At 71.4% G+C, this 25,401-nt stretch carries 29 protein-coding genes and 1 pseudogene; 14 read left to right on the top strand and 16 right to left on the bottom strand.

What is annotated here, in order from left to right; genetic code table 11:
* Positions 1-7 precede the first annotated feature (7 nt).
* The gene (locus P2T37_RS13120) at positions 8-760 is read left to right on the top strand and encodes an HpcH/HpaI aldolase family protein (protein WP_276234411.1); all 753 of its coding nucleotides are present in this window, start codon (positions 8-10) and stop codon (positions 758-760) included.
* Here P2T37_RS13120 and P2T37_RS13125 read toward each other — a convergent pair.
* From P2T37_RS13125 to P2T37_RS13135, 3 genes are all read right to left on the bottom strand, one after another.
* A complete protein-coding gene (locus tag P2T37_RS13125; RefSeq protein WP_276234412.1) occupies positions 757-2,124 on the bottom strand; it encodes a sulfatase in 1,368 nt (455 codons plus the stop codon). The genes P2T37_RS13120 and P2T37_RS13125 overlap by 4 nt on opposite strands.
* Before the next feature lie 73 nt (positions 2,125-2,197).
* The gene (locus P2T37_RS13130; RefSeq protein ID WP_276234413.1) at positions 2,198-3,904 is read right to left on the bottom strand and encodes a thiamine pyrophosphate-binding protein; all 1,707 of its coding nucleotides are present in this window, start codon (positions 3,902-3,904) and stop codon (positions 2,198-2,200) included.
* Positions 3,905-3,944: 40 nt separating this feature from the next.
* Positions 3,945-4,916 carry a hypothetical protein gene (locus P2T37_RS13135; protein WP_276234414.1) on the bottom strand — a complete coding sequence of 324 codons (972 nt, stop codon included), beginning with the start codon at positions 4,914-4,916 and terminating at the stop codon, positions 3,945-3,947.
* Between the two features lie 77 nt (positions 4,917-4,993).
* Between P2T37_RS13135 and P2T37_RS13140 the strand changes: the two genes are divergently transcribed.
* Both P2T37_RS13140 and msrA read left to right on the top strand, forming a co-directional pair.
* Positions 4,994-5,548 (top strand): peroxiredoxin family protein, encoded by a 555-nt coding sequence (locus P2T37_RS13140; protein ID WP_276234415.1) that lies wholly within the window; start codon positions 4,994-4,996, stop codon positions 5,546-5,548.
* Positions 5,549-5,588: 40 nt separating this feature from the next.
* Entirely contained in the window at positions 5,589-6,146 is a 558-nt protein-coding gene (gene msrA, locus P2T37_RS13145) for a peptide-methionine (S)-S-oxide reductase MsrA (protein ID WP_276234416.1), read from the top strand.
* On the opposite strand, the gene P2T37_RS13150 is transcribed toward msrA, so the two are convergent.
* Both P2T37_RS13150 and P2T37_RS13155 read right to left on the bottom strand, forming a co-directional pair.
* The gene (locus tag P2T37_RS13150) at positions 6,143-7,141 is read right to left on the bottom strand and encodes a TIGR04024 family LLM class F420-dependent oxidoreductase (protein ID WP_276234418.1); all 999 of its coding nucleotides are present in this window, start codon (positions 7,139-7,141) and stop codon (positions 6,143-6,145) included. The two genes, msrA and P2T37_RS13150, sit on opposite strands and share 4 nt — an antisense overlap.
* Complete coding sequence (locus P2T37_RS13155; protein WP_276234419.1) at positions 7,138-7,923, bottom strand: SDR family NAD(P)-dependent oxidoreductase; 786 nt, start codon at positions 7,921-7,923, stop codon at positions 7,138-7,140. Before P2T37_RS13155 ends, P2T37_RS13150 begins: the two co-directional genes overlap by 4 nt.
* A 150-nt stretch (positions 7,924-8,073) precedes the next feature.
* On the opposite strand from P2T37_RS13155, the gene P2T37_RS13160 reads away from it, so the two are divergent.
* From P2T37_RS13160 to P2T37_RS13170, 3 genes are read left to right on the top strand one after another with little or no spacing between them, the layout of a single operon-like run.
* Positions 8,074-9,036 (top strand): MBL fold metallo-hydrolase, encoded by a 963-nt coding sequence (locus P2T37_RS13160; RefSeq protein WP_276234420.1) that lies wholly within the window; start codon positions 8,074-8,076, stop codon positions 9,034-9,036.
* Positions 9,033-9,713 (top strand): HAD family hydrolase, encoded by a 681-nt coding sequence (locus P2T37_RS13165; protein ID WP_276234421.1) that lies wholly within the window; start codon positions 9,033-9,035, stop codon positions 9,711-9,713. The genes P2T37_RS13160 and P2T37_RS13165 overlap by 4 nt, the downstream gene beginning before the upstream one ends.
* Before the next feature lie 43 nt (positions 9,714-9,756).
* A complete protein-coding gene (locus P2T37_RS13170) occupies positions 9,757-10,653 on the top strand; it encodes a DMT family transporter (RefSeq protein WP_276234422.1) in 897 nt (298 codons plus the stop codon).
* Here the strand turns inward: P2T37_RS13170 and P2T37_RS13175 are convergent.
* Together P2T37_RS13175 and P2T37_RS13180 are read right to left on the bottom strand one after the other, a co-directional pair.
* Positions 10,644-11,804 carry a CaiB/BaiF CoA transferase family protein gene (locus P2T37_RS13175; protein WP_276234423.1) on the bottom strand — a complete coding sequence of 387 codons (1,161 nt, stop codon included), beginning with the start codon at positions 11,802-11,804 and terminating at the stop codon, positions 10,644-10,646. The two genes, P2T37_RS13170 and P2T37_RS13175, sit on opposite strands and share 10 nt — an antisense overlap.
* A gap of 1 nt (position 11,805) precedes the next feature.
* Positions 11,806-12,276, bottom strand: a complete 471-nt coding sequence (locus P2T37_RS13180; RefSeq protein ID WP_276234424.1) for a redoxin domain-containing protein — start codon at positions 12,274-12,276, stop codon at positions 11,806-11,808.
* 77 nt (positions 12,277-12,353) lie between these two features.
* Between P2T37_RS13180 and P2T37_RS13185 the strand changes: the two genes are divergently transcribed.
* Positions 12,354-12,635 (top strand): glutathione S-transferase N-terminal domain-containing protein, encoded by a 282-nt coding sequence (locus P2T37_RS13185; RefSeq protein ID WP_276234425.1) that lies wholly within the window; start codon positions 12,354-12,356, stop codon positions 12,633-12,635.
* On the opposite strand, the gene P2T37_RS13190 is transcribed toward P2T37_RS13185, so the two are convergent.
* From P2T37_RS13190 to P2T37_RS13200, 3 genes are read right to left on the bottom strand one after another with little or no spacing between them, the layout of a single operon-like run.
* Positions 12,630-13,028: a cupin domain-containing protein gene (locus P2T37_RS13190; protein WP_276234426.1), complete on the bottom strand. Its 399-nt coding sequence runs from the start codon at positions 13,026-13,028 to the stop codon at positions 12,630-12,632. The two genes, P2T37_RS13185 and P2T37_RS13190, sit on opposite strands and share 6 nt — an antisense overlap.
* A 31-nt stretch (positions 13,029-13,059) precedes the next feature.
* Positions 13,060-13,821 carry an SIR2 family NAD-dependent protein deacylase gene (locus tag P2T37_RS13195; RefSeq protein ID WP_276234427.1) on the bottom strand — a complete coding sequence of 254 codons (762 nt, stop codon included), beginning with the start codon at positions 13,819-13,821 and terminating at the stop codon, positions 13,060-13,062.
* Between the two features lie 57 nt (positions 13,822-13,878).
* Positions 13,879-15,090 carry an acyl-CoA dehydrogenase family protein gene (locus P2T37_RS13200; protein WP_276234428.1) on the bottom strand — a complete coding sequence of 404 codons (1,212 nt, stop codon included), beginning with the start codon at positions 15,088-15,090 and terminating at the stop codon, positions 13,879-13,881.
* A 126-nt stretch (positions 15,091-15,216) separates the two neighbouring features.
* Between P2T37_RS13200 and P2T37_RS13205 the strand changes: the two genes are divergently transcribed.
* From P2T37_RS13205 to P2T37_RS13220, 4 genes are read left to right on the top strand one after another with little or no spacing between them, the layout of a single operon-like run.
* Positions 15,217-16,296, top strand: a complete 1,080-nt coding sequence (locus P2T37_RS13205) for a phosphotransferase family protein (protein WP_276234429.1) — start codon at positions 15,217-15,219, stop codon at positions 16,294-16,296.
* A gap of 60 nt (positions 16,297-16,356) precedes the next feature.
* Positions 16,357-16,557, top strand: coding sequence for a hypothetical protein (locus P2T37_RS13210; RefSeq protein ID WP_276234430.1), 201 nt, complete (start codon positions 16,357-16,359; stop codon positions 16,555-16,557).
* 38 nt (positions 16,558-16,595) lie between these two features.
* Positions 16,596-17,600, top strand: coding sequence for an alcohol dehydrogenase catalytic domain-containing protein (locus tag P2T37_RS13215; protein ID WP_276234431.1), 1,005 nt, complete (start codon positions 16,596-16,598; stop codon positions 17,598-17,600).
* 32 nt (positions 17,601-17,632) lie between these two features.
* Positions 17,633-19,255 carry a rhomboid family intramembrane serine protease gene (locus P2T37_RS13220; RefSeq protein WP_276234432.1) on the top strand — a complete coding sequence of 541 codons (1,623 nt, stop codon included), beginning with the start codon at positions 17,633-17,635 and terminating at the stop codon, positions 19,253-19,255.
* Here the strand turns inward: P2T37_RS13220 and P2T37_RS13225 are convergent.
* Together P2T37_RS13225 and P2T37_RS13230 are read right to left on the bottom strand one after the other, a co-directional pair.
* Positions 19,252-19,873 (bottom strand): annotated as a pseudogene (locus P2T37_RS13225) (METTL5 family protein). The gene P2T37_RS13220 and the pseudogene P2T37_RS13225 overlap by 4 nt on opposite strands.
* Positions 19,873-20,253, bottom strand: coding sequence for a DUF7961 family protein (locus P2T37_RS13230; protein WP_276234433.1), 381 nt, complete (start codon positions 20,251-20,253; stop codon positions 19,873-19,875). Before P2T37_RS13230 ends, P2T37_RS13225 begins: the two are co-directional and overlap by 1 nt.
* 111 nt (positions 20,254-20,364) lie before the next feature.
* Between P2T37_RS13230 and P2T37_RS13235 the strand changes: the two genes are divergently transcribed.
* Positions 20,365-20,589 carry a hypothetical protein gene (locus P2T37_RS13235; RefSeq protein ID WP_276234434.1) on the top strand — a complete coding sequence of 75 codons (225 nt, stop codon included), beginning with the start codon at positions 20,365-20,367 and terminating at the stop codon, positions 20,587-20,589.
* Here the strand turns inward: P2T37_RS13235 and P2T37_RS13240 are convergent, their stop codons facing one another.
* From P2T37_RS13240 to dph2, 3 genes are all read right to left on the bottom strand, one after another.
* Positions 20,590-21,603 (bottom strand): disk-shape morphogenesis protein volactin, encoded by a 1,014-nt coding sequence (locus P2T37_RS13240; RefSeq protein ID WP_276234435.1) that lies wholly within the window; start codon positions 21,601-21,603, stop codon positions 20,590-20,592.
* Positions 21,604-21,668: 65 nt separating this feature from the next.
* The gene (locus tag P2T37_RS13245; RefSeq protein WP_276234436.1) at positions 21,669-22,589 is read right to left on the bottom strand and encodes a cell division protein CdpA domain-containing protein; all 921 of its coding nucleotides are present in this window, start codon (positions 22,587-22,589) and stop codon (positions 21,669-21,671) included.
* Between the two features lie 62 nt (positions 22,590-22,651).
* Positions 22,652-23,698, bottom strand: coding sequence for a diphthamide biosynthesis enzyme Dph2 (dph2, locus tag P2T37_RS13250; protein WP_276234437.1), 1,047 nt, complete (start codon positions 23,696-23,698; stop codon positions 22,652-22,654).
* A gap of 88 nt (positions 23,699-23,786) precedes the next feature.
* Between dph2 and P2T37_RS13255 the strand changes: the two genes are divergently transcribed.
* On the top strand, positions 23,787-24,194 hold the full coding sequence (locus tag P2T37_RS13255) for a YlbF/YmcA family competence regulator (protein ID WP_276234438.1): 408 nt from the start codon (positions 23,787-23,789) through the stop codon (positions 24,192-24,194).
* Between the two features lie 53 nt (positions 24,195-24,247).
* On the opposite strand, the gene P2T37_RS13260 is transcribed toward P2T37_RS13255, so the two are convergent.
* The gene (locus P2T37_RS13260) at positions 24,248-24,421 is read right to left on the bottom strand and encodes a hypothetical protein (RefSeq protein WP_276234439.1); all 174 of its coding nucleotides are present in this window, start codon (positions 24,419-24,421) and stop codon (positions 24,248-24,250) included.
* Positions 24,422-24,534: 113 nt separating this feature from the next.
* On the opposite strand from P2T37_RS13260, the gene P2T37_RS13265 reads away from it, so the two are divergent.
* The gene (locus tag P2T37_RS13265) at positions 24,535-25,374 is read left to right on the top strand and encodes an MBL fold metallo-hydrolase (protein ID WP_276234440.1); all 840 of its coding nucleotides are present in this window, start codon (positions 24,535-24,537) and stop codon (positions 25,372-25,374) included.
* Positions 25,375-25,401 lie beyond the last annotated feature (27 nt).

Here is a 25,401-nt window from a genome sequence, read left to right on the forward strand (position 1 = left end):
CACGGGCGTGTTCCCCGACCGTCTCGCTTCCGACCCGCTCGTCGGCACGTGGGTGTCGCTGTCGGACCCCGCCGTCGCCGAGATGACCGCGCCCGGCTTCGACTTCGTCATGCTCGACACCGAGCACGCCCCGAACGACACCGAGACCATCGCCGACGGGATACGGGCCGTCGAGGCCGCCGACGGCGACGCCGTGCCGCTGGCGCGCGCGCTCGACAACGACCTCGGCGCGATAAAGCGCCTGCTCGATCTGGGCCTCGCGGGCGTGATGGTCCCGATGGTCGAGACGCCCGAGGAGGCGGCCGCCGCGGTCGAGGCCGCGAAGTACCCGCCCGAGGGGTCGCGCGGCGTCGCCGGGACCCGCGCCTCGAACTACGGCCGCGACCTCGCCGACTACGTCGAGCGCGCGAACGACGAGACCGCCCTGCTGGTCCAGATAGAGAACGAGCGGGGCGTCTCGAACGCCGAGGCCATCGCCGCGACCGACGGCGTGGACGCCCTGTTCGTCGGCCCGGCGGACCTCTCCGCGAACCTCGGCGTCTTCGGCGAGTTCGAGGGCGAGCGCTTCCGCGAGGCGGTCGAGTCGGTGCTCGCGGCGGGCGCGGCGACCGACACCCCGGTCGGGACGCTCGCCACGACGGACGCGGGAATAGAGCGGTACACCTCCTGGGGGTTCGACTTCCTCATCGCCGGCACGGACGCCGGCCACCTCCAGCGCGGGGCCGCGTCGATGCGCGAGCGGGCCCGCGAGAACCTCTAACGGTAGCCGAGCGTCTCCAGCCGCTCCTTCACGTCGTCGGGCAGTTCCTCGGCCTCCTCGTCGTCCACGATACGGTCGAGGTGGGCCTCGACGGCGTCGCGGAGCCGGCGCACCTCGCGGCTCCCGGACTCCTCGGGCCAGATGTTCGTCCCCTCGCCGGGGTCCGCGCGCCGGTCGTACAGCTCGTGGCTCCCGTCGGCGGTGTTGTGGATGTACGTCCACCGCGCGGAGCGCGCGCTGGCGAGCAGGTCGCCGTCCGCGAGCGTCCGCGGGATGGGCTGTTGGGTGACCGTCTCGCCGCGCAGGGCGACGGAGACGACGGGGTCGGCGGGCGGCTGTTCGCCCTCGGTCACCACCGAGAGGGAGGAGCGGCCGTCGAACGCGCCGGCGACGCCGAGCGCCTCGGCTATCGTCGCCGGCACGGTGTCGAGGCTGACGGGCGTGTCCACGACGCGCCCCTCGGCGCGCGGGTCGTCCACCACGAGGGGGACGTGCGCGAGTTCGTCGTACAGCTTCGGGTAGTGCGCGAGGTGGCCGTGTTCGGTGAACTCCTCGCCGTGGTCGCCGGCCACGACGACGAGCGTGTCGTCGCGCAGGCCGGTCGCGTCGAGGGTGTCGAGCAGCCGCGAGAGCGCGTCGTCCACCTGGAGGGCGGCGGCGTCGTACAGCGCGCGCAGGCGGTCGAGCGTGTGCCCCGACACCTCCCGGCCGAGGCCGGCACGGACGTGCGCGCGGAGCATCCCGAGGGTGCCGACGGAGCCGTCGGTCACCTCCCGGACGTACCGCGGCGCGGGGACGTAGGGAGTGTGGGTGTCCATCAGGTGGACCCACAGGAAGAAGGGGCCCTCGACGGTGTCGAGGAAGTCCGTCGCGCGCTCCTCGACGGCGAGCAGTTTCGAGGTGTCGACGGCGTGGTTCCCCCCGTCGCCGCGGAGGGTGTCGCGGGCGCGCCGGAGCGGCCACCCGGCGAACTGGAGCCAGCCGTGGACCGTCGGGTGGGCGTCGAGCCACCCCGTCCCGTCGGTGAACGCCTCGAAGCGGTCGAAGCCGCGGTCGTAGCCCCAGTGCGGCGTGAGGAAGCCGTTCGCGGCGTTGAAGCCGGCCGTCTCGACGCCCGCGTCGCGGAGCGTCTCCGCGAGGGTGGGACGGTCGGAGGGCCCCAGCGACCCGTCGGTCGTGAAGACCGGGTCCGCGCCGAGTATCGAGGGAAACGAGAAGGGCGTCCAGTTGCCCGTCGCGAAGGCGTTCTCGAAGCGAGCCCCGCGCTCGCCCAGCGCGGTCAGGGTCGGCATCGTCTCGGGGGCGTCGGCGCGCAGCGAATCCACCGTCACGAGCACGGCCCCCCGCAGGTCCTCCCGTGTCACTGACAGGCCGTATGGGGAGCGGGGGTATGAGCGTTGCTACGCCGACTCCGGAGATACACCGAGAACTACGGAGTCAGTCGTGGACGAGCACGTCCACCACGTCCACGCCCGGCGAGTCGAGCGCCTCCCCGACCACGTCCGTGATGTCGTCCGGGTCCTCGACCAGGTGGCCGCGCGCGCCGTGGCTCTCGGCGTTCATCGGGATGTCCACGTGCGGTTCGAAGTCCATCCCGACGTACTCGCGGTCGGGGTCCTCGCCGAACATCAGCTCGGTGTTGTCTTTCAGGATGCGGTAGTTGCGGTTGTCGGGCACCACGACCGTCAGGTCGAGGTCGTGGCGCACGGCGGTGTATATCGACTGGGGGTAGTAGAGGTACGACCCGTCGCCGATGTGCCCGAGCACGTCGCGCGGCTCGTCGCGCAGCGACTCCGCGAGCGCCGCGCCCACGGAGGCCGGCAGCCCGTAGCCGAGGCCGCCGCCCTTGTTCGAGAGGTAGTCCTGCGGGCCGAACTCCCAGCGCGTCAACATCGCGTACTTCGTCGTGACGCCCTCGTCGACGACGAACGGGTCCGCGCCGACGTCGCGCACCGCGTCCACCATCTCGGCCTTCGAGGCGCGGGGGTCGTCGCTCTCGTCCTCCCCCATCGCGGCGATGGTGTCGGCCATCGACTCCTTCATCGCCCGGACCTGCCCGACGCGCGCCTCGCGGGTGGACTCGTCCAGCCGGTCCCCCACGCGCTCGGCCACCGCGTCCAGCACGCGGCCGGGGTCGCCCACGACCGGCACGTCCGTCGGCTCGTTCTTCCCGACCTCCCACGCGTCGTCGGCGATGTGGACCGTCGTGGCGTCCGCCGGCACGAGCGGCCCCTCGTGTTTGAGCAGGGTCGTGTTCGTCGAACAGCCGGCGAAGACGATGGTGTCCGTGTTTTGGAGCATCGCGCCCAGCTCCTCGCGCGGGGGGAGGAACGATATCCACTGGTCGTGGTCCGTCGGGAAGTTGATCTCGCAGGCCAGCATCTCGCCGTGGACCCGCGCGCCCGAGGCCTCCGCGAGGTCGACGGCGGCCTCGACGGCGTCCGTGCCCGAGCGCGCCACGCCGTCACCGACGACGAGCAGGGGAGAGTCGGCCTCCACGAGCGCGTCCGCGGCGGCCGCCACCTGTCGCGGGTCGCCCGTCCCCGCGTCGGGAATCGGCCCGAGCGGCTCCGGCTCGGCGTCCGTCTCGGCCATCATCACGTCCACCGGGAGCGCGAGGAACACCGGCCCCGTGGGCGGCGTGAGCGCGACGCGGAACGCCCGGCGCAGCAGCATCGGAAGCGCCTCGACGCTCGTCACCTCGGCGGAGAACTTGCAGAACTGGTCCGCGAGCGCTTCGAGGTCGCCCGTCAGGATGGGCTCCTCGTGGCGGAAGTCGAGTTCGTGGTTGCCGGCCGTGAGGACGAGCGGCGCGCCGGTCATCGACGCGCCGTAGAGGTTGCCGATGCCGTGGGCCAGCCCCGGCGTGACGTGGAGGTTCGCCACGCCCGCGGGGTTGATACCGCCGGCGTCGCCGGGCGCCTCCGACGCCTCGCCGTCGGCGTGGTACCGTCGCGTCTGTGCGTAGCCCGCGGCCGCGCCGACGGCCACGTCCTCGTGGAGCCCGAGGACGTACTCCACGTCGCCGTCGGGGAGCGCCTCCATCACGGGGAGCTCCGTCGTTCCGGGGTTGCCGAACAGGTAGGGGACGCCGTACTGGTCGAGCGCGTCCACGAACAGGTCCGCGCCCGTGTACTCGGTCATACTCGACCTGTCGAGCCGGCCGACATATAGGTGGCGACGGCTACCCGCTCCCGCGGTGGAACCGATGGAGGGTTTCCACCTCCGCCGCGGCCGCCCCGACCTCGCCGTCGCGCTCGCTCGCCGCCCCGACCGCCGCGCGTAGCTCCTCGGCGTCGAGGAGCGGGTGGCTCCCGTTCGCGTAGCGGTGTTCGAGCCGGTAGAGCGCGTTCAGCGTCGCGACGGCGCGCTCCGGGTCCGCGATGCGCTCGGCGAGCGCCGCGGCCGTCCCGGCGGTGTCCGCGCGCCCGAGCGCGTCCAGCACGTCCACGAGGTAGAACAGCACCGGGCGGTCGCCCGCCGGCTCGCGCGCCTCGCCCGCGGCCGCGAGCAGCGCGTCGAGGCGCTCGGCCACCGCTCCCGGGTCGGCCCGGGCGGCCCGGGCGACGGCGTAGGCGGCGTCCGCGAGGACGGCGAGCCGCTCGTAGTCGCTCGCGCGGTCGGCCCCCCGCTCGCCCTCGGGGTCGAGGTCCGCGTCCGCGAGCGCCGCGAGGAGGGTGTCGAGGTGTGCGGCGAGCGCCGCGGGCCGGTCCATCGCGAACTGCCGGAGCGCGCCGGTCGCGCCCGCCTCGGTCGTCTCCCCGCGGCCCAGCGCGGCGACCGGCTCGTCGATGTCCCCCGCGAAGGGCCCGTCGGAGACAGTCCGCGCCGGGTCGTAGCCGGCCTCCTCGACCAGGTCGCGGGCGAACGGGGTGAGCGCGCGCCACGGCCCCGTCTCGTCGGCGACGTAGAGCACGTACTCGGCGGCGGCGAGCCCCGCCGCGTCGAGGGGGAACTCCCGCGTGAGCCACCGCTCGCGGACGGGCACGCGGACGTCGCCGCCGTCGTCGAGCGCGGCGAGCGTCACCGTCTCGTCGTCCGCGTACGCCGCGTTGCCGAAGGCGTTGATGCCGAGCAGGCGGCCGTACGCCGTCTCAGTCGGGTAGTCGGCGAGCGCGCGACCGTGTTTGTCCCGGCGGTGTGCCGGCGCGTCCATACCGGGTCGTGGCGCGGCGGGGTCAGGAAGCTTCCGACAGCCGGGACACATAAACGGGAGGAACGCGAGGGGCGACCATGGGCGACGCAGACGGGCTCGACGTGGGGGAGACCGCACCCGACTTCACCGCCGAGTTGGTCGACCCCGACGGCACCGTCCGTGAGGCCAGCCTCTCCGAACTGGTCGACGAGAAACCGGTGCTGCTCACCTTCTACACGGTCGATTTCAGCCCGGACTGCATCGAGGAGTGGTGTTCGTTCCGCGACTTCGACTGGTTCGCCGCGAGCGAGGACGTCCAGGTCGTCGGCGTCAGCAAGTCCCGGCCGTACCTCCACAAGCGGTTCATCTCGTATCTGGACCTGAACTTCCCGCTCTTCTCGGACCCGGACCTCGACGTGGCGGAGAAGTTCGAGGTGAGCTACAAGGCCTTCCACCTGTTCTCGCGCTCGCGGCGCTCGTGTTTTCTCGTGGACGGCGACCGCACCGTGCAGTACCGTTGGCTGGGCGAACACTGGCTCGACCCCACGCGCGACACGCCCCCGGTCGGCGAAATACACGAGGCGCTGGTGGACATCCTCGACGGCGGGGGCGACGAGGACCCGGACGACGGCTTCTCCGGCGCGTTCGCCTGAGCGGCGCAGGAGATAAACGGCTACCGCGCCTACCGCTGCTATGTCCGACACGGAGACGGCGACGTTCGGCGGCGGCTGCTTCTGGTGTACCGAGGCCGCGTTCAAACAGCTCGCGGGCGTCCGCGAGGTGACCTCCGGCTACGCCGGCGGCCACGTCGACAACCCCACCTACGAGGCCGTCTGCCGCGAGCAGACGGGCCACGCCGAGGTGACCCGCGTCGAGTACGACCCCGACGAGATCGGTTACGACGAACTGCTGCGCGTCTTCTTCACGGTCCACGACCCGACGACGCTGAACCGGCAGGGCCCCGACGTGGGTACCCAGTACCGCTCCATCGTGCTCTACGAGTCCGACGCCCAGCGGCGCGCCGTCGAGGCGTTCATCGAGGGGCTGGAGGCCGAGGACGTGTACGACGACGAGGTCGTCACCGAGGTCGAACCCCTCGACGCCTTCTGGGAGGCAGAGGCGTACCACCAGGACTACTACGAGAAGAACCCCGGCGACGCCTACTGCCAGTTCAACGCCGACCCGAAGATAGAGAAGGTCCGCAAGCAGTTCGCCGACAAGGTGCGCTCCGAACAGCCGGCCGACGACTAAGGGGCCAGCGCCTCGGTCGTCGCCCGTATCTCCTCGACGGTCGCCTCGCGCGGGAACGACACCGACACCGCGTCGACCTCGTCCATCGCCTCCCAATCGCGTAGCTGTTCGCGCGCCTCGTCGGGCGTCCCCGCGACGGCCAGCGAGTCGAGCAGGTCGTCGTCGATGGCCGCGACGGCCTCGCCGTGGTCGCCGGCCTGCCACGCGTCGTGGACGGCGTGGGCGGTTTCCTCGTGGCCCTGTCGCGCCAGCGAGTCACGGTAGTAGGTCCCCATACCGCCGAGGTAGAACGCCGTGTGTTGCCGCACTATCTCCCTCGCGCGCTCGCGGTCCTCCAGCGCCGCGCAAGTGAGTGACATGGTCGTGCGCGGACGGTCGTCGGCGTCGCCCATCTCCGCGCCGGCGAGCAGGTCGTCGTGTCGCTCGCGCAGGCCGTCGCGCGTGAACATCAGCGCGTGCCAGCCGTCGGCGAACCGCCCGGCGAGTTCGACGGCCTTCGGACCCATCCCGGCGGTGTCCACGGCCGGGGCGGGGTCGGGCGCGTCGCACCTGAGCCGGAAGCCCGAGAGGTCGAAGTACTCGCCGTCGTACTCGACCGTCTCGCCCGACAGCACCCGCTTGACGATATCGACCGTCTCGCGCGTGCGCCGGAGGGGGTTCCCGAAGTCGGCGCCGTGCCAGTTCTCGATGACCACGGGACCGGAGGGGCCGAGTCCCAGCCGGAACCGGTCGTCGGAGACCTCCTGCAGGGTCGCGGCGGTCTGCCCGATGAGCGCCGGCGACCGGGAGTAGACGGGCATGATAGACGTGCCGATGCCGATCTCGTCGGTGGCGTGGGCGATGCTCGTCAGGACGGTAACGGCGTCGCGCCCCCACGTCTCGGGGAGCCACGCGCGACCGTAGCCCAGTTCCTCCGCGGTCTCGGCCATCCCGACGAGCGCGTCCACGCTCGGCTGGGCCGCGACGGGGAGGAACACCTCGCGGTCGGCGCTCATACCTCGTGGCTCTCCTCGATGGCGGGCAGTCCCTTCGCCTCGATGGTCTCGCCGACGAGATACGAGGAGGCGTCGCTGGCGAGGAACTGGACGATGTCGGCCATCTCCGCCGACAGACCCATCCGGCGCTTGACGGTGTCGCGCTCGACGTTGTCGGCGGAGACGCCCATCTGCGACTCGACGCCGGGCGTGGCGACGAAGCCGGGGGCGATGCAGTTCACGCGGATGTCGTGGGCCGCGTACTCGTACGCGAGCGTCGTCGTGAAGTTCACGACGGCGGCCTTCGCCGCGCCGTAGTGGCTCATGTACGGCGACCCCTTCGTCCCCGCGACGGATGCGAAGTTGACGATGGCGCCGCCGCCGTCCTGTTCCTGCATCCGCTCGCCCGCGGCCTGCGCGCAGTGGAACGTCCCGTGGAGGTTGATGTCCACGATGGTCTTCCAGCCGTTCTCCGAGATGTCGTCGAAGCCGGCCATGAACGACGCGCCCGCGTTGTTGACGAGCGTGTCGATGCGGCCGAACTCCTCGACGGTGGCGTCCATCAACGCCTCGACGGCGTCGCGGTCGCGCACGTCGCACTCGACGGCGATGGCCTCGCCCGGCCGGTCCGACTCGTTGATGCCCTCGGCGACCGCGTCCACCTTCTCCTGGTCGCGCGAGGAGACGACGACGTTCGCGCCGTCCGCCGCGAGCACCTCCGCGGTGACCTTCCCGATACCCTGACTCGACCCCGTGATGACGACGACGTCCCCGTCGACGCTGAATCGTTCGTTCCGTGTCATGTTTACAGTGGTAAGCTCGTTCGCGTTCTCGGGAGTAGCCGTAAATAAAGCTACGCACGCACGCGGCCGGCGTTGCCTCGGACGGGGTTCACAGTGAACGGGTTCGCTCCCGTGGGTAACGCTTATTCGCGCGGGCGAGTCCGTACGGGTATGAATCAGGGCCACGCCGTCGCGGTCCACCGCATCGAGTTCGGGGTGGACTGGCCGCCCGGCCACGTCGCCTGCTACCTCGTCGACGCCGCCGAACCCGTCCTCGTGGACGCCGGCACCCCGCAGGGGCTGGCCGGCGGCGAGGAGACGGCGACGTTCCGGGCCGGCCTCGCCGAGGCCGGCTACGAACCGGAGGACATCGAACACCTCGTCGTCACCCACCCGCACGTCGACCACGTCGGACAGGTCCCGACGGTGCTGGAGGCGGGGGACCCGACCGTGTACGCGCCGGCCGGCGTCCGCGAGCGGTTCGCCCGCGACGCCGACGCGCTGGCCGACCGCGTCCGCGCGAACGCGAGCGCCTACGGCCTCACGGGGGAGACGCTCGACCGGGAGGTCGCCGCCGCCGTCGAGTCGCTGGAGCGCGACCGCGACCTCCTCCCGCCCGACCGCGTGGACGTGTGGCTGGAGCCGGGCCGGGTCGAACTCGGCCCGCTCGACGCGACGGCCGTCCACACCCCCGGCCACCAGGCCGACCACCTCGCGTACCTGCTCGACGACGACGTGTTGCTGTCGGGCGATACCGCGATGGCCCCGTTCCGCCCCGTCCTGCTCCACGACGGGATGGACGACGGCCACACGGAGGCGTTCCCCGGCGCGTTCGCCGCGCTCGACCGCCTCGCGGAACACGACCCCGAGCGGGTGTATCCGGGTCACGGCGAGGTCCACGACCGCCTCGACGAGGTGGTCGAGCGCGACCGCGGGAAGCTCACGTCGCGGCTCGACCGCGTCGAGTCGCTGGTCGCGGACGGGAACGACACCCTCCACGCGGTCGCGGCGGCGCTGACCCCGAGCGTCGAGACGCGCCGGATGTTCTCCGAGACGATGAGCGCGCTCGCCCACCTCGAACGCGAGGGGCGCATCGAGCGGGAGACGGTCGAGGGGGTGTACCGGTTCCGATGACCCGCTACGACGCGGTCTTTTTCGACCTCGGCGGGGTCGTCGTCGAACTGAAGTCCATCCGCGAGGGGTACGCGCTGTTTGTCGAACGGCTGACAGAAGAGTACGACCTGCCCGAGGACGCGCTCGACCGCTGGAAATCCGCGCTCGGCGCGCACTTCAAGGGGCGCGAGGGGACCGAGTACCGGACCGCCCGCGAGGGCTACCGGAAGGCGACGACCGCGCTGTTCGACGGGTCGCCCCCGCCCGAGGCCGAGTGGCGCGCGATGCTGGAGGCGGCGAGCGACGAGACGACCCGGCCGGAGCCGGGCGCGGTCGAGGCCGTCCGGGGGGTCGCGGAGCTGGGCGTCCACGTCGGCGTTGTCAGCGACATCGACACCGCCGAGGCGCACGACCTGCTCGACCGGTTCGGCATCGAGGGCCACGTCGACGCGGTCACCACGAGCGAGGCCGTCGGCCACACCAAGCCCGACGCCCGGATGTACGAGGACGCGCTCGCGAAGTGGGGCGGCGACGCCGCGGACGGCGTGATGGTCGGGGACCGCTACGACCACGACGTGGCGGGCGCGGTCGACGCCGGCCTCGACGCCATCGCCTACGGGCCCGACGCGTACGGCCCGAAGGCGACCCACGAGATAGCCGACATGCGCGAGGTGCCCGGCGTCGTGCGCGGCGAGTAGCCGCGAACGCCACGGTCTTCACGCGTCGCCCGCTACCCACGCCGTGTCCCGTCTCCGCGCCGTCGCGCCGTTCGCCCTCCTCGCCGTGCTGTGGGGGTTCTCGTTCCCCGCCATCAGCGTCGGCCTCCGCGAGATACCGCCGGTGCTGTTCGCCTCCTTCCGCTACGACGTGGCCGCCGTGCTGCTGCTCGCGGCGGCCGTCGCCACGACCGAGTGGCGGCCCCGGACGCGCGGCGACTGGGAGGCCGTCCTCGGCGGCGGCGTCTTCCTCGTCGCGGGCAACGGCTTCCTCTTCGTCGGCCAGCAGACCGTCCCCAGCGGCATCGCGGCCATCATCCAGGGGCTCGTCCCCATCGCCACGGCGCTGTGGGCGATGGCCGTGCTCGGCGACCGCGTCTCGACGGTCGGCTGGCTCGGCATCCTCGTCGGCTTCCTCGGCGTCGGCCTCGTCGTCCGCCCGACCCCCGCGAACCTCCTCGCGGGCGACCTCACGGGGCGACTGCTCGTCGTCGTGCAGGTGGCGTTCGTCTCGCTGGGCGGCGTGCTCGTCGAGCGCGCCGACTCGTCGCTCGACGCCATCCCCCGCGCCGGGTGGTCGATGTTCGTCGGCGCGGTCGTCCTCCACACGGCCAGCCTCGCGCTCGGGGAACCCGTGGCGAACGGCTACCCGCTCGTCGCCGTCGGCGCGGTGCTGTACCTCGGCGTGTTCGCCACGGCGCTCGCCTTCGGCCTCTTCTTCACCCTGCTCGACCGCTACGGCGCGCTGGAGACGAGCCTCGTCGGCTACGTCGTCCCCGTCGTCGCCACCGTCGTCGGGGTCGCGTTCCTGGAGGAGTCCATCACGGCCGTCTCGCTCGTCGGCTTCGCCGTCGTGTTCGTCGGCTTCGCGCTCTTAAAGCGCGAGTCGCTCCGCGAACTCGCGGTCGCGCGCTACGGGTAGTCCACCGCGCCCGACTCCCGGAGCGCGGCCAGTTCCTCGTCGCCGTAGCCGGCCTCTTCGAGTAATTCGACCGTGTGCTCGCCCTGCGCGGGGAGCGACTCGTCGCCGGCCTCAGTTCCCCTGACGGGACTGCCCACGCGGGCCTCTTCCCCCTCCCGGTCGACGAGGCCCCGCGCCGCGACCTGCGGGTGCTCGACCGCTTCGCCCGGGGAGTAGACGCCCCCGACGGCGGCGTCCGTGTCGCCGAGCAGGTCCACCCACTCGTCGCGGGTGCGCTCAGCGAACAGCGACGCCAGTTCCTCGCGCAGGGCCGTGCGCTCGGCCGGGTCCTCGGTCCCGTGGACCGGAACCCACTCCTCGCGGCCGACCGTCCCGCAGAACGCCTCCCAGAACTGCGGTTCGAGCGCCGCCAGCGTCACGTACCCCTCCGCGGCCTCGTACACGTCGTACCACGGGTACGCGCCCGTGAGCGGGGTCGCGCCGGGCCGCGGGTTCTCGCCGCGCAGGGCCGCGGGCGCGACCGCCTGCCCGAAGGAGAGCACGGCGTCCGTCATCGACACGTCGAGGTGTTCCCCGGTTCCGTCGCCGAGTTCGCGCGACAGGAGCGCGCCGCAGACGGCGAAGGCGGCGAACAGCCCCCCGGCCATGTCGGCCACCGGGTAGCCGGGGACGCGCGGCGCCTCGTCGGGGGTCTCGCGGGTCATGTCGAGCAGGCCGGCGAGGCCGACGTAGTTCAGGTCGTGGCCGACTCGGTCGGCGAGCGGCCCGTCCTGCCCGTAGCCCGACAGCGAGCAGTAGACGAGGCCGGAGTTCGCGCCGCGGAGGTCGCCGTACCCCACACCGAGGCGGTCCACGACGCCGGGCCGGAAGCTCTCGATCACGGCATCGGCGCCGGCCGCGAGCGCGCGGAACGCCTCGGTTCCGCCCTCCGTCTTGAGGTCGAGCGCGACGCTCCGCTTGCCCCGGTTGACGGCGTCGAATAGCTCGCCGTGGCCCGCGTCCGTCGTCGGGGGCATCCCGCGGGCGTAGTCGCCCGCGCCGGTGTCCTCCACCTTCACGACGTCGGCCCCGCAGTCCGCGAGCAGTTGCGTGGCGTACGGGCCGGGGAGCAGGCGCGTCAGGTCGAGGACGCGGACGCCGGAGAGGTCCACGCTACAGGTCGGCGACCGCGGCCTCTATCTCCTCGCGCGGCACGGGCGATATCCAGTCGTCGGCGACCCACGCGTGGCGCACCTCGCGGTCGCCGTCCAGCACGAAGGCGGCGCGCCGCGCCGTGCGGACGCCGGCCATCCCGTCGCGCGCTTCGAGGAGGCCGTAGGCGTCGGCGGCCGCGCCCTCCACGTCGGCGAAGGCGGCGAAGGGGGAGTCGATGTCGCGGAGGAAGGCGTTCACGGCGTACGGGCCGTCGCGCGCGACGAGCAGGACGGGCACGTCGAAGTCGGCCCATCCGGCGCGGGCGTACCGCTTGTACCAGTTCTCGTTGATGGCGTTGAAGACGAAGCCGGAGAAGACGACGACCGCGCCGCCGTCGAGCGCGTCCGCGAGCGTGCGGGCACGGAACGTCTCGCCGTCGCAGTACAGCGCCTCGAAATCGGGGGCGACGTCGCCCGCCGTCGGTGTCATGTGCCGGGGTCGCGGCCCCGCGACAAAAGCGGTTCCCCGGCCCGTGGGGTTATGTGCCACGCGCGCCTCGTGCCGGTATGAGCGAACCGCTCACCCTCTACCGGCTGGAAGGCTGCCCGTTCTGTGAACTCGTCGTCGACGAACTCGACGACCTCGGCCTGGAGTACGACTCCGTCTGGACCGAGGGGCTTCACTCGAAGCGCAACGCCGTCCGGGAGGTGTCGGGCCAGCGCGCGGTGCCCGTCCTCATCGACCCCGCACACGGCGTCACGATGGCCGAGTCGGCGAACATCGTCGAGTACCTGCACACGACCTACGGCGACGCCGACTCCCCCGACGAGGTCGAGGTCTCCCTATAGGGAGTGGGGGTCGAGACCGGGGTCGCTGACGCGCGGGGCGCCCACGGCGAGCACGACGCCGCGCGTGTCGCCGACGTTCCGGTGGCCGTGGCCCGTCTCGGGACCCGCGACCCAGAAGGTGCCGGGGCCGGCCTCGACGTACTCCTCCTCGCCCGACGCGCCGAGCTTCAGCGAGAACTCCCCTTCGAGGACGTAGTACAGCTCCTCCTGCTCGGCGTGGGCGTGGTACTGTATCTCCTCGCCCGGCTCGAAGTACCAGAGCTTCACGCCGAGGTTCTCCGTCCCGAGCGCGTCGTCGATGGCGCGGATGTTCAGGTCCGGCGGTATCTCCTCCACCCCGGAGAGGTCCTCCTCCTCGACGTCGTCGGTGTCGACTACCTCGTAGCGTACCATGCCACCCACGAGCGGGGGCGCGAGCAAAAAGCTATCCGCGCCCGAGCACCCGGTCGCGGAGCGCCGGCAACACCTCGGTGACGTCGGCCCGGAAGTCGAAGGCCGCGCGCTCGGAGACGCGCGTCGGGTCGAGGTTCGCGACGAACAGGTCCGCCCCGGTGTCCGCCGCCCGGCCGGGGAGCGAGGCCGCCGGCTCGACGGTGAGCGACGACCCGACGACGAGGAAGGCGTCGGCCTCGCGCGCCAGCCGCTTCGCCGTCCCGAGCGGCCCGGTCGGCATCGCCTCGCCGAACAGCACCACGTCGGGCTTGAGCACGCCGTCGCAGTCGGGACACCGCGGCGCGCCATCGACCTCCCCCGCGCGGACGGACTCGTAGTACGGGTCGGCCGCGCGCCGCGTCCCGCAGTCCGTGCAGGCGACGCGGTCGCCGCTGCCGTGTATCTCGACGACGTTCTCGCTCCCCGCCGCGGTGTGGAGGCCGTCGACGTTCTGCGTGACGACTCGGTCGAGGACGCCCGCCGATTCGAGGTCCGCGAGCGCCTCGTGGGCGGCGTTCGGCTCGGGCCCGTCGTACACCTCCGCGACCATCGCGGCGCGATCGCGCCAGAACCCGTCCGGGTCGGCGCGGAAGCGCCGCACGTGGAAGTCGTCGGGGTTCCACCGCTCCCAGATGCCGCCCTCGCTCCGGAAGTCGGGGATGCCCGAGGCGGTCGAGACGCCCGCGCCGGTGAAGGCGACGACGCTGTCCGCGACGCGCAGGCGGTCGGCGGCCGCGGCGATGTCGGCGTGCATGCTCCGCGGTTCGGCGTCGAGAATGAAAAACCGGCCGCCGTCGGTCTCGGCTCCGGCTCAGAACGTGGGGAGGTTCTCCAGCTCCGCCTCGTCGAAGTCCATGTCGAAGGCGTCGCGGGCGATGACGCGCTTGTGGACCTCGTCGGCGCCGTCCACGATGCGGAACATCCGGACGGACTCCGAGAAGTCCGCGAGCGGGAGGTGCCGGGAGATGCCGGCGCCGCCGGTACACTGGATGGCGAGGTCGATGGCTTCCTGCGTGGTGTTCGCCGCGAACACCTTGCTCATCGAGACGGGGATGCGCGCCTCCTCGCCGGCGGATATCTGCCGGGCGGCGTGGCGCACCATCGTCCGCACCGCGTGGAGCTCCGTCTCCATCTCGGCGATGTCGAACCGCTGGGACTGCTTCTCGGAGAGCTTGGAGTCGAACGCGTGGCGGTCGTCCATGTACGTCTTCGCGATGTCGAGCGCGCGCGTCGCCATCCCGGTGAAGCGCATACAGTGGGTGAGCCGCGCCGGGCCGAGCCGCTGTTGGGCGTGCTTGAACCCCTGGTTCAGTTCGCCGAGCAGGCGGTCCTCGGGGATCCGGCAGTCGTCGTAGCGGACCTCGGCGTGGCTGGAGTGGACGACGTCCGGGCCGAGGTGCGGGGTCGGCTCGACGACCTCGAAGCCGGGGTTGTCGGCCTCGACGAGGAACAGCGAGGTACCGTTGTACGGGTGGGCGTCCATGTCCGTCCGGGCCATGACGATGAGGAAGTCGGCCTCCGCGCCCTGCGTGGACCACCACTTGTGGCCGTTGATGACCCACTCGTCGCCGTCCTTCTCGGCCGTGGTCTTCATCATCTTCGGGTCGGAGCCGGCGCCCTCGCGGGGCTCAGTCATCGAGAACGCGGAGACGCGCTCGCCCGCGACGAGGGGGTCGAGGAACTCCTCCTTCTGGGCCTCGGTGCCGACGAGTTCGATGGTGTGCATGTTCCCCTCGTCGGGCGCGTCCACGCGCATCGCCGAGGCGCCGAGCAGCGAGCGGCCGGCCTCCTCGAACAGCGGCAGCACGTCGGCGAACTCGTAGCCGCCCCCGCCGTGCTCCTCGCCGATCTGCGGGCAGTAGATGCCTCGCTCCCGGGCTTCCGCGCGCAGGTCCTCGATGACGTCGTGCGGCACCGGACCGTCCCCGAGGTACTCCCGCTCAGTCGGGATGACGCGCTCGTCCATGAAGTCGCGGGCCTCCGCTGCGAGTTCCGTGGCGACCTCCGAGTCGTGGTACTCCATATCAGGTTCTTCGGGTACACCATTGTAAAACAATCGCCCCGAACCTCCGAGCCGACCGACACGAACCCGTAAATATTCCTACCCCCAGCGGAAACTGACGCTAACAATGTTCAAACGCGAGGCACCATGACCGGGGGGGACGACTACTTCGGTCGCATCGTGGACGAGGGGAAACTCGCCGCGTACCTCGAAGCCGAACTCGGCCCCGTGGACGTCTACGACGTCCGTCACCACAAGGAGGGCCACTCCAACGAGACGCTGTTCGTCACGTGGGGGGGCGACGAACTCGTCGTCCGCCGGCCCCCGCCGGGCGAGACGGCCGACACGGCCCACGATGTGCTCCGGGAGTTCCGCGTCGTGGACGCGCTCCAGGGGACGGAGGTGCGCGTTCCCGAGACCGTCCTCGCCTGCGACGACCACGACGTGCTCGGCGCGGACTTCTACGTGATGCGGAAGGTGGAGGGCGACGTGTTCCGCGAATCGGAGCCCGAGCGGTTCGCCAACCCCGAGGCGCGCCAGCAGGTCGGCTACGAACTCGTCGAGAACCTCGCGCGCATCCACGAGGTGGACTACGACGCCGTCGGGCTGGAGTACGGCGACTTCGGCTACCCGCCGGGGTTCACCGAGCGACAGGTGAAACGCTGGTCCGAGCAGATAATGTGGGGCTTCGAGGTCACCGCCGAGGAGCGCGAGGTCACCGAACTGTACGACGTGATGGAGTGGCTCATGGACAACGTCCCGGAGGACCCGCCCGCGACGCTCGTCCACGGCGACTACAAGCTCGACAACGTGATGTACGGCCCCGGCGACGACCCCGAGATCGTCGCCGTGATGGACTGGGAGATGGCGACGCTCGGCGACCCGCTGACGGACCTCGGGTGGATGCTCTCGTACTGGTGGGACCCGAAGGACCCCGAGCCGCCCCGCTCGACCGACTCGCTGTCGAACACGTTCATGACCCGCGAGGGGTACCCGACCCGGCGCGATCTCGTGAACCGCTACGAGGAGCTGACGGGCTTCTCCTACGACAACGACCGCTTCTACCGCGCGCTGGCCGTGTACAAGCTGGCCGGCCTCGGCGAGATGTTCTTCCGCCGCTATCTGGAGGGGAACAGCGACGACGACATGTACCCGCGGATGCGCGAGGGCGTCCCCGCGCTCGCGGAGCGCGCGCTCCGCATCATCGACGGCGAGGAGCCGCTGTAGTTTCGCTTCGCTCGGGAGACTGCCACCGCCGCTTTTCCGTCCGCGCCGCGACGACACCCTATGGGTAGCGACGGGCTCATCGAGTTGGACCAGTCCTGCTGGCGCACGCTCGCCAAGTACAACCTCGCGCTGGCGACGCTGTTCGGGGTGTTCGCGCTCGCGGCGCGCGTCACCGACGCCCCGACCCTGCTCGTCGCGGAGAACGGCGCGCTCGCGCTGCTGTTCGGCGCCGTCCAGACGTACGCGTGGCTGTCGGCCTGACCGGTGGAGTCTTGACGACGGCTCGCGCCACGGTAGCTATGCGCGCAGCCGCGTTCGCCGAACTGACCGGACCGGACGGCGTCGAACTCATCGAACAGGAGGCCCCGGAGGCGGGACCGGGCGAGGCCGTCGTCGAGGTGCGGGCCTGCTCCATCAACCGCCACGACCTCTGGATACTGCAGGGCCACTCCGCGATGATACGCGGCGAGGAACTCCCCTTCGTCTCGGGGCTCGACCCCGCCGGCCTCGTGCGCGAGGCAGGGGAAGGGGCGCCCGTCGAGGAGGGCGACCGGGTGCTGCTGTGTCCGAACCAGACGTGCGGGACGTGCGACCGCTGTCGCGAGGGGCCGGAGAACACCTGCGAGAGCTTTTCGCTGTATCACGGCGGGCTCGCGGAGCAGGCGCTCGTGGACGCCGACCGGCTGATTCCGGTGCCGGACGACCTCTCGCTCGCCGCGGCCTCGGCGCTCCCGACGGCGTACCTCACGGCGTGGCACATGTTGAAGAAGGCCGACGTGACCGCGGGCGACCGAGTGTTCGTCCCCGGCGCGACCGGCGGGGTCGGCCTCGCCGGGTGTCAGCTGGCTGGCGTCCTCGGCGCGGAGAGCGTCGGCACCACCACCTCCGAGCGGAAGGCCGAGCGGCTGGCGGACTTCGCCGACGAGGTCGTGGTCGGCCGCGACGCCGGCGACATCGTCGCCGCGGCGGGCGAGGGGAGCGCCGACGCCGCGCTCAATCACCTGTCGGGCGAGTTCACGGACGTCTGTGGGCGGGTGCTCCGTACCGCGGGCACACAGGTCGTCTGCGGGCGCACGGCCGGCGAGACGCTCGATCAGCACTCCGCGCCCTTTTTCCTCTCCCACCAGGCCATCCTCGGGAGCACCATGGGCACCCAGCCGGAGCTCGAACGGCTCGTCGGGATGGCCGCCGAGGGACGGTTCGACCCGCTCGTCGACCGCACCTATCCCCTCGACGAGACGGCGACGGCGTTCGCCGACATGGAGGAGCGCGACGCGTTCGGGAAGCTGGTCGTCACGCCCTGAGCCTATAAGCGTCCGCCGTCCTACCGGCCGGTATGGACCCCATCGCGGCGCTCTCGCGGGCCGTCCTCCTCGTCGGCGCGCTCGCGTCCGTCGCTACCCTGTTCGCGCTCGCCCGCCCCGGCGGCCGGTGGGGGGTTCGCCTCCGCCGCCGGTTCGTCCTCGGCGTTCCGTGGGGGACGCTCCTCACCGTCGCGCTCGTCGCCGCCGTCTACCTGTTCGTGCAGGGCGGCTGGTCGCAGTGGTACCGGCCCCTCGTCGTCCCGTTCCGGGCGTGGTCGTACTTCTACCCGCTGGGGATGCTCACCGCGGGGCTCGCCCACTCCGGGCCGGGCCACCTCATGGGGAACCTCTTCGGCACGCTCGTCTTCGGCACCCTCGCGGAGTACGCCTGGAGCCACTTCCCCACCCGTCGCGGCTCGGAGTCGTTCGTCTCGCTGCGGACGAACCCCTTCGCGCGGATACTCGCCGTCCCCGTCGCGGCGGCCCTCCTCTCGGTCACGACCGGCCTGTTCGCGCTCGGGCCCGTCATCGGCTTCTCCGGGGTCGTGTTCGCGTTCGCCGGCTTCGCGCTCGTCCGCTACCCCGTGGCCGCCGTCGTCCTGCTCGCGGCCGGCGACCTCGTCGGCCTCCTCTACCGCTCGTGGCTCACCCCGGTGGTGTCGGCCTCGGGGTCGGTCGGCTACTCGACGCCGTGGTGGTCGGGCATCGCCATCCAGGGCCACGCAGTCGGCGTGTTCACCGGATTCGTCCTCGCGGTGCTGCTCTTCCGGGCCCGCGACGAACTCCCGTCCCCGGGGAAGGTGTGGCTCGGCGCGGTCGCGTACGCGGCCGCACAGGGGCTGTGGGCCGTCTACCTCTTCGAGGGCGGCGACAGCTACGTCCTCTACCGGGCGGCCGGCCTCGGCCTCGTCTTCCTGCTCGCGGCCGTCGTGACCGCCGCCGCAACGGCCTCCCGGCGCGACCTCGTGGCGGCCATCGACCTCTCGCGCCGGGAGGCGGCGGTCGGCCTGCTCGTCGCCGTGTTGCTCGCCCTCTCGCTCGCGGCCGTCCCGTACAACCTGCTCACGGTCGACGACGTCGCGCCCGAGGAGGGGAGCGTCGAGGTGCGCGACTACACCGTCTTCTACGCCGAGGGGGTGACGGACCAGTACGTCGCGGCGTACGACCTCCCCTTCTACGAGGCGTCGAACGTCACCACGAGCGGGCTGGTCGTGGCGAGCGACCGGCGACAGGTGTGGTGGACCGCGGCCTCGCGGGGGCAAATCGCCTTCGCGGGCCGGGGCGGGGTCCGTATCGGCGGCCTCGGCTGGCGCGACACCGTCGTCGCCGAGCGTGCCGGCTGGACCGTGGTCGGCAACCGCACCGTCTACACCGTCCACCTGCGCCACGACGGCGAGACGACGTTCGCCTACGCCTCCGACCCGTCGCGCGCAGAGCCGACGGTCGCGGGGCGCAACGTCTCCTTCGTCGCCCGCGACACGGGCTTCTCCGTCCGCGTCACCGACGGCGGCACGACGCTCGGGCGCGCGGCCGTCCCGACCAACAACTCCAGCGTCCGAGTCGGCGGCCTGACCCTGCGGCGCAACGGGACGCGGCTGTTCGCCGAGCGCAACGGGACGAGCGTCCGGGTCGGGACGCGGGAGCGGTACGACTAGCCCCAGACGACGCGGAACACCTCGGCGTCGAGGGTGCGCGACGCGTCGGTGTGGTGGGCGAACTGCCGCGGGAGGTCGAACTCCGCGGCGAAGGCGTGGGTCACCTCGCCGCCGTTGTCGGCGGCGAACGACTCCACGAACTCGCGGCTCCCGGCGTTGTGGACGGAGTAGGAGACGCGCGCGAGGTCGGCGGCCGCGGCGAGGAAGTCGCGGTCCGCGTGTTCGTTGCCGTCCTGCGCGCCGAAGGGGGGATTCATCAGGACGGTCGCGCCGTCGAGACACAGCGGCGGCCGGGTCGCGTCGCCGCGGACCCAGTCGACCGACGCGCGCGCGGCCACCTTCCGCTCGTTCTCGCGGGCCGTTTCGAGGGGGGGCGGGGTCGAGTTCCACGCCGACGACGCGGCCGGGGCCGCGCAGCGCGGCGCCGAGCGTCAACATCCCGGTGCCGCTCCCGAGGTCGACGACCGTCCGGTTCTCGACGTCGCCGTTCAGGTCCGCGACGTGGACGATGTGGGCCGCGAGGTCGGGCGGCGTGTGGTACTGCTCCAGCGGCGCGCGCGGGCTCTCGAACCCCGCGACGACGCCGAGTTCCTGTGCGAGCCGCCGGCGCGTCGCCATTACTCGGCGCGCTCGACGGCGAGGGTGACGCCCTCGCGGCGGGCGCGCTCGCGGGCGGCCGACAGCGCGGGCTCGACCTTCGACTCGTCGGCGACGGCCTCGACCGTGACCGAGACGCGCCCCGCGCCGAGCTGTGCCGCGGCGCGGACGTGGTCGCGCACGCGCTCCACCGTCTCCTGCGTGGCGAACGAGCAGTCCTCGTCGAACGCCACGGCGAGGGTCAGTTCCGCCGGCGTGCGGTCCTCGTCGGCCAGTTCGCGCCGCAGGTCGCGGAGGTACTCCGGCGCGGTGCTGTCGAGCGCCGACGCCGGCAGCGTCACCGGCTGTAACCCGGAGGGACGACACGACGCCACCGCCGACCCGAACGAACCCGTACTCATACGCCTGCATACTCCGTGGACATACTAATAGATTTGCGTATGCGCAGTACGCATACCGCGGCGAGGGTCGACCGACGGGAGGGTTAAGGTCGGACGGGCGATAGCGCGGGTATGGACTGTCCCCGCTGTGGCGCGCCGCTCGTGGCGTACTCGTTCCGCGAGAAGCGGGCGCTGGGCTGTGAGGACTGCGGCTACGTCGGCGTCGAGGTGGACCACCACGCGGAGCGGCGGCCCGAGGAGTCGTGGGCGGACGCGCTCGAACGGTTCGCGCGCGCTCGGGACGGGACGGCGACCGACGGGGAGGCCGAGCCGGCTATCGTCCCCGTCGAGGACTGATCACTCGCCCTCGGCTCCGGCCTGCTGCTGCTGACGGCCCTCCTCCGAGCGGGCGGCCACGAGCGCGCCGCGCGCGACGGAGTAGAGCGGGTCGTCGACCTTGTTCACGCTGGAGATGCTGAACGGGATGGAGGCCTGCTCGAACCGCTCCTCGAACAGCGACTCGAAGCCGGCCGGCGAGGACGTGCCGCCGGTGACGACGACGGGGATGTCGAGGCCCTCCTCGACGTCCTCCTCGTTGACCTCGTCGCTGATCTTCTCGATGACGTAGTCGAGGAGGTTGTCGTAGTAGATGGACAGCGCGCCCTCGACGCCGCCCGCGTCGGTGGTGAAGTCAAGCCGGAAGTCGTCCTCCTTGATGGACGTGACCTTGTCGACCGTCTGGCCCGTCGCCGTCGCGGTCTGCTCGTCGATCCAGTCGCCGCCGCGGGCGACGGAGAACGTCATGACGGGGACCGCGTAGTAGGACAGACAGACGTTCGTCATCCCCGCGCCGAAGGAGATGCCGAGGCCGGTGAAGTTGGAGTCGGCGAGTTCGGAGTAGATGACGGCCATCCCCTCGTTGATGGGCTCGGGGTCGAAGCCCATGTCGCCGAGGAACGACTCCAGCGTCTTCTGGTGGTACAGCGTCGAGAGGTCGGAGTCGATGGGGTCGGCGGGCGTCGAGTAGAAGACGCGCTCGCCCGGCTGTTCCGGCTCGCCGAGCACCTGTTCGATGATGAGCTTGATCATCGGGATGGCGCTCTTCTCCTCGGAGGAGAGGATACCCTGGCTCATGGGCCGGCGCGTCTCCTGATTGAAGATGTTCGCGAAGTTGAGCGCGTCGTCGCCGACGACGTACACGTCGTCGCCCTTCCGGATGTGGAGGACGTCCGACCGGGAGAGCATCTGCTCGGCCATGTCGGAGTAGTCTATCTCCACGAAGGAGTTCCGCTGCTGTACGAACACCGTCTCGCCGCCGTCCTGTCGCGCGGAGACGATGTTCATCGTGCCGATGTCGATGCCGCGTGCCATACCGGAGGGGGGCGCGGCGGGGACAATAAATCCACCCGCCGTCCGGCTCCCCCCGCCTATATAGCTCAGTCGAGCCCGAGCCGGTCGCGGAGCCGCTCGACGGGGCTCCGCTCCTGTTTCCGCTGCTCCTCCTCGTGCTCCTGCTGCTGGCGGAGCTCCGCGAGCGCGGCCGCGGAGTCGCCGGTCGTGTCCTCGGAGCGCGCCTCCTGTTCGTTACCCCCGCGCATCGCGTCGAGCCCCGACACCGCGGCGTCGACGCCCGAGCCTGAGGAACGCGTCGTCGTCGCGTTCTCCGGGTCGAACCCCTGTGCGTCCACGTCGTCTATCTCGTCGGGGTTGAGCGAGAGCCGCCGGCTCACGTCGGCCTTCTCGACGCCGCCCCACGTCACGTCCGCGCCGGCCATCGCCTCCTCGTAGTCGCGTCGCGCCTGCTCGGCGACGGCCTCCTCGTCCTCGCCGTCGGTCGCGTCGGCGGTCGCGGCCTCCCCGTCGCCCGCGGCGGCGGCCGGGACGCCGCTCGTCCGCTCGACGTGGTAGGAAACGAGCGCCGCGCCGGTCGCCGCGATGACCGTCACGAGGCCGACCGCATAGACGAGCACGCCCTGCAGCGCGAAGTCCGTCCCGCCCGTGGTGTTCCACTGGCGCGGGTAGACGCTGACGAACAGCCCCGCCGCCGCGACGGTTATCGCGAGGCCCGCACCCGCCGCGTAGGAGGCGCGCCGGTCGACGGGGAGGAGGACCGTCACCCCGAGCATCAGCGTCGGGAGGCCGAGCGCGGCGACGACGAAGGCTATCTCGCGGAGCCACCAGACCGGCCGCGCGCCCGAGACGGCCTGCTCGACGCCGAACAGGACCAGCCCGAGGATGCCGAGCGCGAAGCCGCCGATGAAGAGGGCGAAGCCGAGATACACGTCGAGGTCGCGCTCCGGCTCGCCGAGGTAGCGGCGGTAGAGCGCGTCCGCGCGGTCGTCCAGAGCGGTGTCCATGTCGGCCGCTTACGCGCGGGGGGTAATATTCGATTGGGTGCGTCCGACGCGCGGCGGACGGCCTACCAGGTGCCGTGGAAGGTGTCGAAGGAGAGTTCGTCCAGCGGCTTCTCGCCGACGGCTATCTCGTACTCGCCGGGGGTGAGCATCGGCTGTTTGAACTGCGGGCCGTCGTCGGTCGTGATGCGCGGGCAGCCGGTGTTGACGTAGGCGTCGAAGCCGAACTGCGTCAGCCGGTCGGGCGTCACCTCGTCCATCGTCAGGAGGTAGGCGTTCTCGTTGTTCTCGACGATGTCGTTCGCGACCTCCCAGCGGCCCTGCCCGATCTTCGTACAGAAGACGACGCCCCACTCCTCGGCGTCCATCGCGCGGTGGACCGCGCCGTAGCGCTGCTTGAGGAACTTCTCGGTGTCGGCTATCGTGACGACGTTGTTCACCGGGTCGGCGATGACGACGTTCTTGTCCGGGTGTTCCATCGCCAGCCCGAGCGGGTGGAACTTCCCGCCGCCGACGTACAGCACCTGCTCGGCGTCGATGTCGGCGCTCGCGTAGTTACAGCCGAGCACCTGTCCCTCGTGGGTGAGGCGGTCGTCGCCGCGGCGCGTGTGGACGGTGTAGCCGCGCGCCTCGAGCCACTCGCGCATCTCGTCGAACTTGTTCATGTGCTGGGCCGTCGTCACCAGCCCCACGTCCGGGTCGTCGTCGGGGTCGGAGAGTTCCGCCAGCGACTCCTCCATGATGGGTTCGACCTCGACGTTCGAGAACAGCGGCACGTACAGTATCTTGTCCGACTCCTTCATCGGGGAGTGGCCGAAGTGGACGAACACGTCCGTCCGGCGCATCATGTACGTGTCGAGGTCGCAGGCCCCGTAACACGGCTGACCGGAGATGAGCACGCGCGTCCCGTCCGGCAGGAGGTCGCGCAGGTCGTCGGCGACGCGGGGCGCGCGCCGCTTCAGCCCCTCGGGGAACTGCAGGCCGACCTTCTCTGCGTTCCGCTCCTCGACGGCCTCGACGATACGGTCGAGTTCGTAGTCCCACGTCCGTTCGTGCTTGAGGGCCATCCCCGTGTTGCGGAGGTCACCCTCGGTGAACGATTCCTGACTCATTGTCCCCGTTACCGACCCGAGCCGTAAAACGAGCGCGCTTCGCCGCACCCTTCGGCAAACCTAAACCGTCGGAGTCCCTGATGCGAGTATGAGCATCGAGTCCACCGAGTCGGACGACGCCGGGATGGAGGCCGCGGCGCGCGCGACCGAACTGGCGAGCGAACTGGGGACGGCGCTTTCGGAACTCGACTCCTACCGGCGGTTCGAGGCCGCGAAGGAGGCCGTCGAGAACAGCGAGGAGGCCCAGGAGAAGATACGGGAGTTCGAGCGCCTCCGCGAGGAGTTCCAGATGGCGCGCCAGACCGGCGACGCGTCGAACGAGGACCTGGAGCGTCTGCAGGCCGCCCAGCAGGAGCTCCACGACGTGCCGGAGATGGACGAGTACCTGACCGCCCAGTCGGAGATGGAGATGGACCTGGAGGACATCAACCGGATGATATCCGCGCCCCTCGCCGTCGACTTCGGCGAGAAGGCCGGCGGCTGCTGTCAGGACTGAGCTTTTCCCCTGTTTTCGCGCCCCGACAGCCGTGGCTGTGCGCCCCCGAACGGCTACGCCGCGTCGCCCGTGAGGATATCCACGTCGCCGCTGCGGTCCTCGCCGTCGCCGGGGTCGTCGTCCCGCGTGTCGAGCCGACTCGTCGTCCCGTCCGTCGGTTCCGCGCCGAGGAGTTCGCGCGCGATGTCGTCGCGGCAGCGGACGTTGTCGTGGAGCGGTCCGTGCATCACGGTAACATATGTGATGCACGGGCTTCAATCGCTCGCCGGGTTCGTATAGCGCGAGACGGTGTATCGGTCGCGTCCGATGGATTGTTGCTCCGCGCGGGCGCGACCCCGATATGGCACACGAGTTCCCCGGCAGCGACTGGGGCGACTGGCTCCCGCGGGCCGTCGCCGACGCCGACCCGGCGGGCGTCGACGTCTGGTATCTGGGCTGTAACGGCGTGATCCTGAAGGCGAGCGACGGGACCACCGTGTTCGTGGACCCGTACTGCGGGGCGGGCGACCCGCCGCGCACCAGACGCATGGTCCCGGTGCCGTTCGACCCCGACGACGTGGCCGCGTGCGACGCGGTGTTCGCGACGCACGAGCACTCCGACCACGTCCACGGCCCGACGCAGGCCCCGATTCTCGAGAACACGGACGCCCCGTACTACGCCCCGGACGACTCGCTCGCCGTGGCCGACGCCGAGGGGTGGGCTGACGAGCACGGCATCGACGGGAAGCAGTTCCACGAGGTGACGGAGGGCGACACCGTCGAGGTCGGGTCGTTCACCGTCCGTGTCGAGGCCGCGAACGACCCCGACGCGACCCACCCCGTCTCCTACGTGTTCGAGCACGAGGCGGGGACGTTCTTCCACGGCGGGGACGCGCGCCCGGGCGAGGGCTTCGTGCGCGTGGGCGAGACGTACGACATCGACCTCGGCGTGCTCGCGTTCGGCTCCTCGGGCTACCTGACCGACGCCGACGGCGAGCGCGCGTTCAAGACCTGGTACTCCGACGAGAACGAACTCGCGGAAGCCGCCGCGCAGGTGGGGATGGACCGCCTCGTCCCGACCCACTGGGACATCTGGAAGAACCTCACCGCCGACCCCGCCGCGGTGCGTCCCCACGTCCGGTCGTTCGACGCCCCGCGCACGGTGGAGATACTGGAGATCGGCGACCGCACCTCGCTGTAGCCGCCGGAACCGTGCCGATTTTAGGCC

The organism is Halosegnis marinus, from assembly GCF_029338355.1.
GTDB classification, from domain to species: Archaea; Halobacteriota; Halobacteria; order Halobacteriales; family Haloarculaceae; genus Halosegnis; species Halosegnis marinus.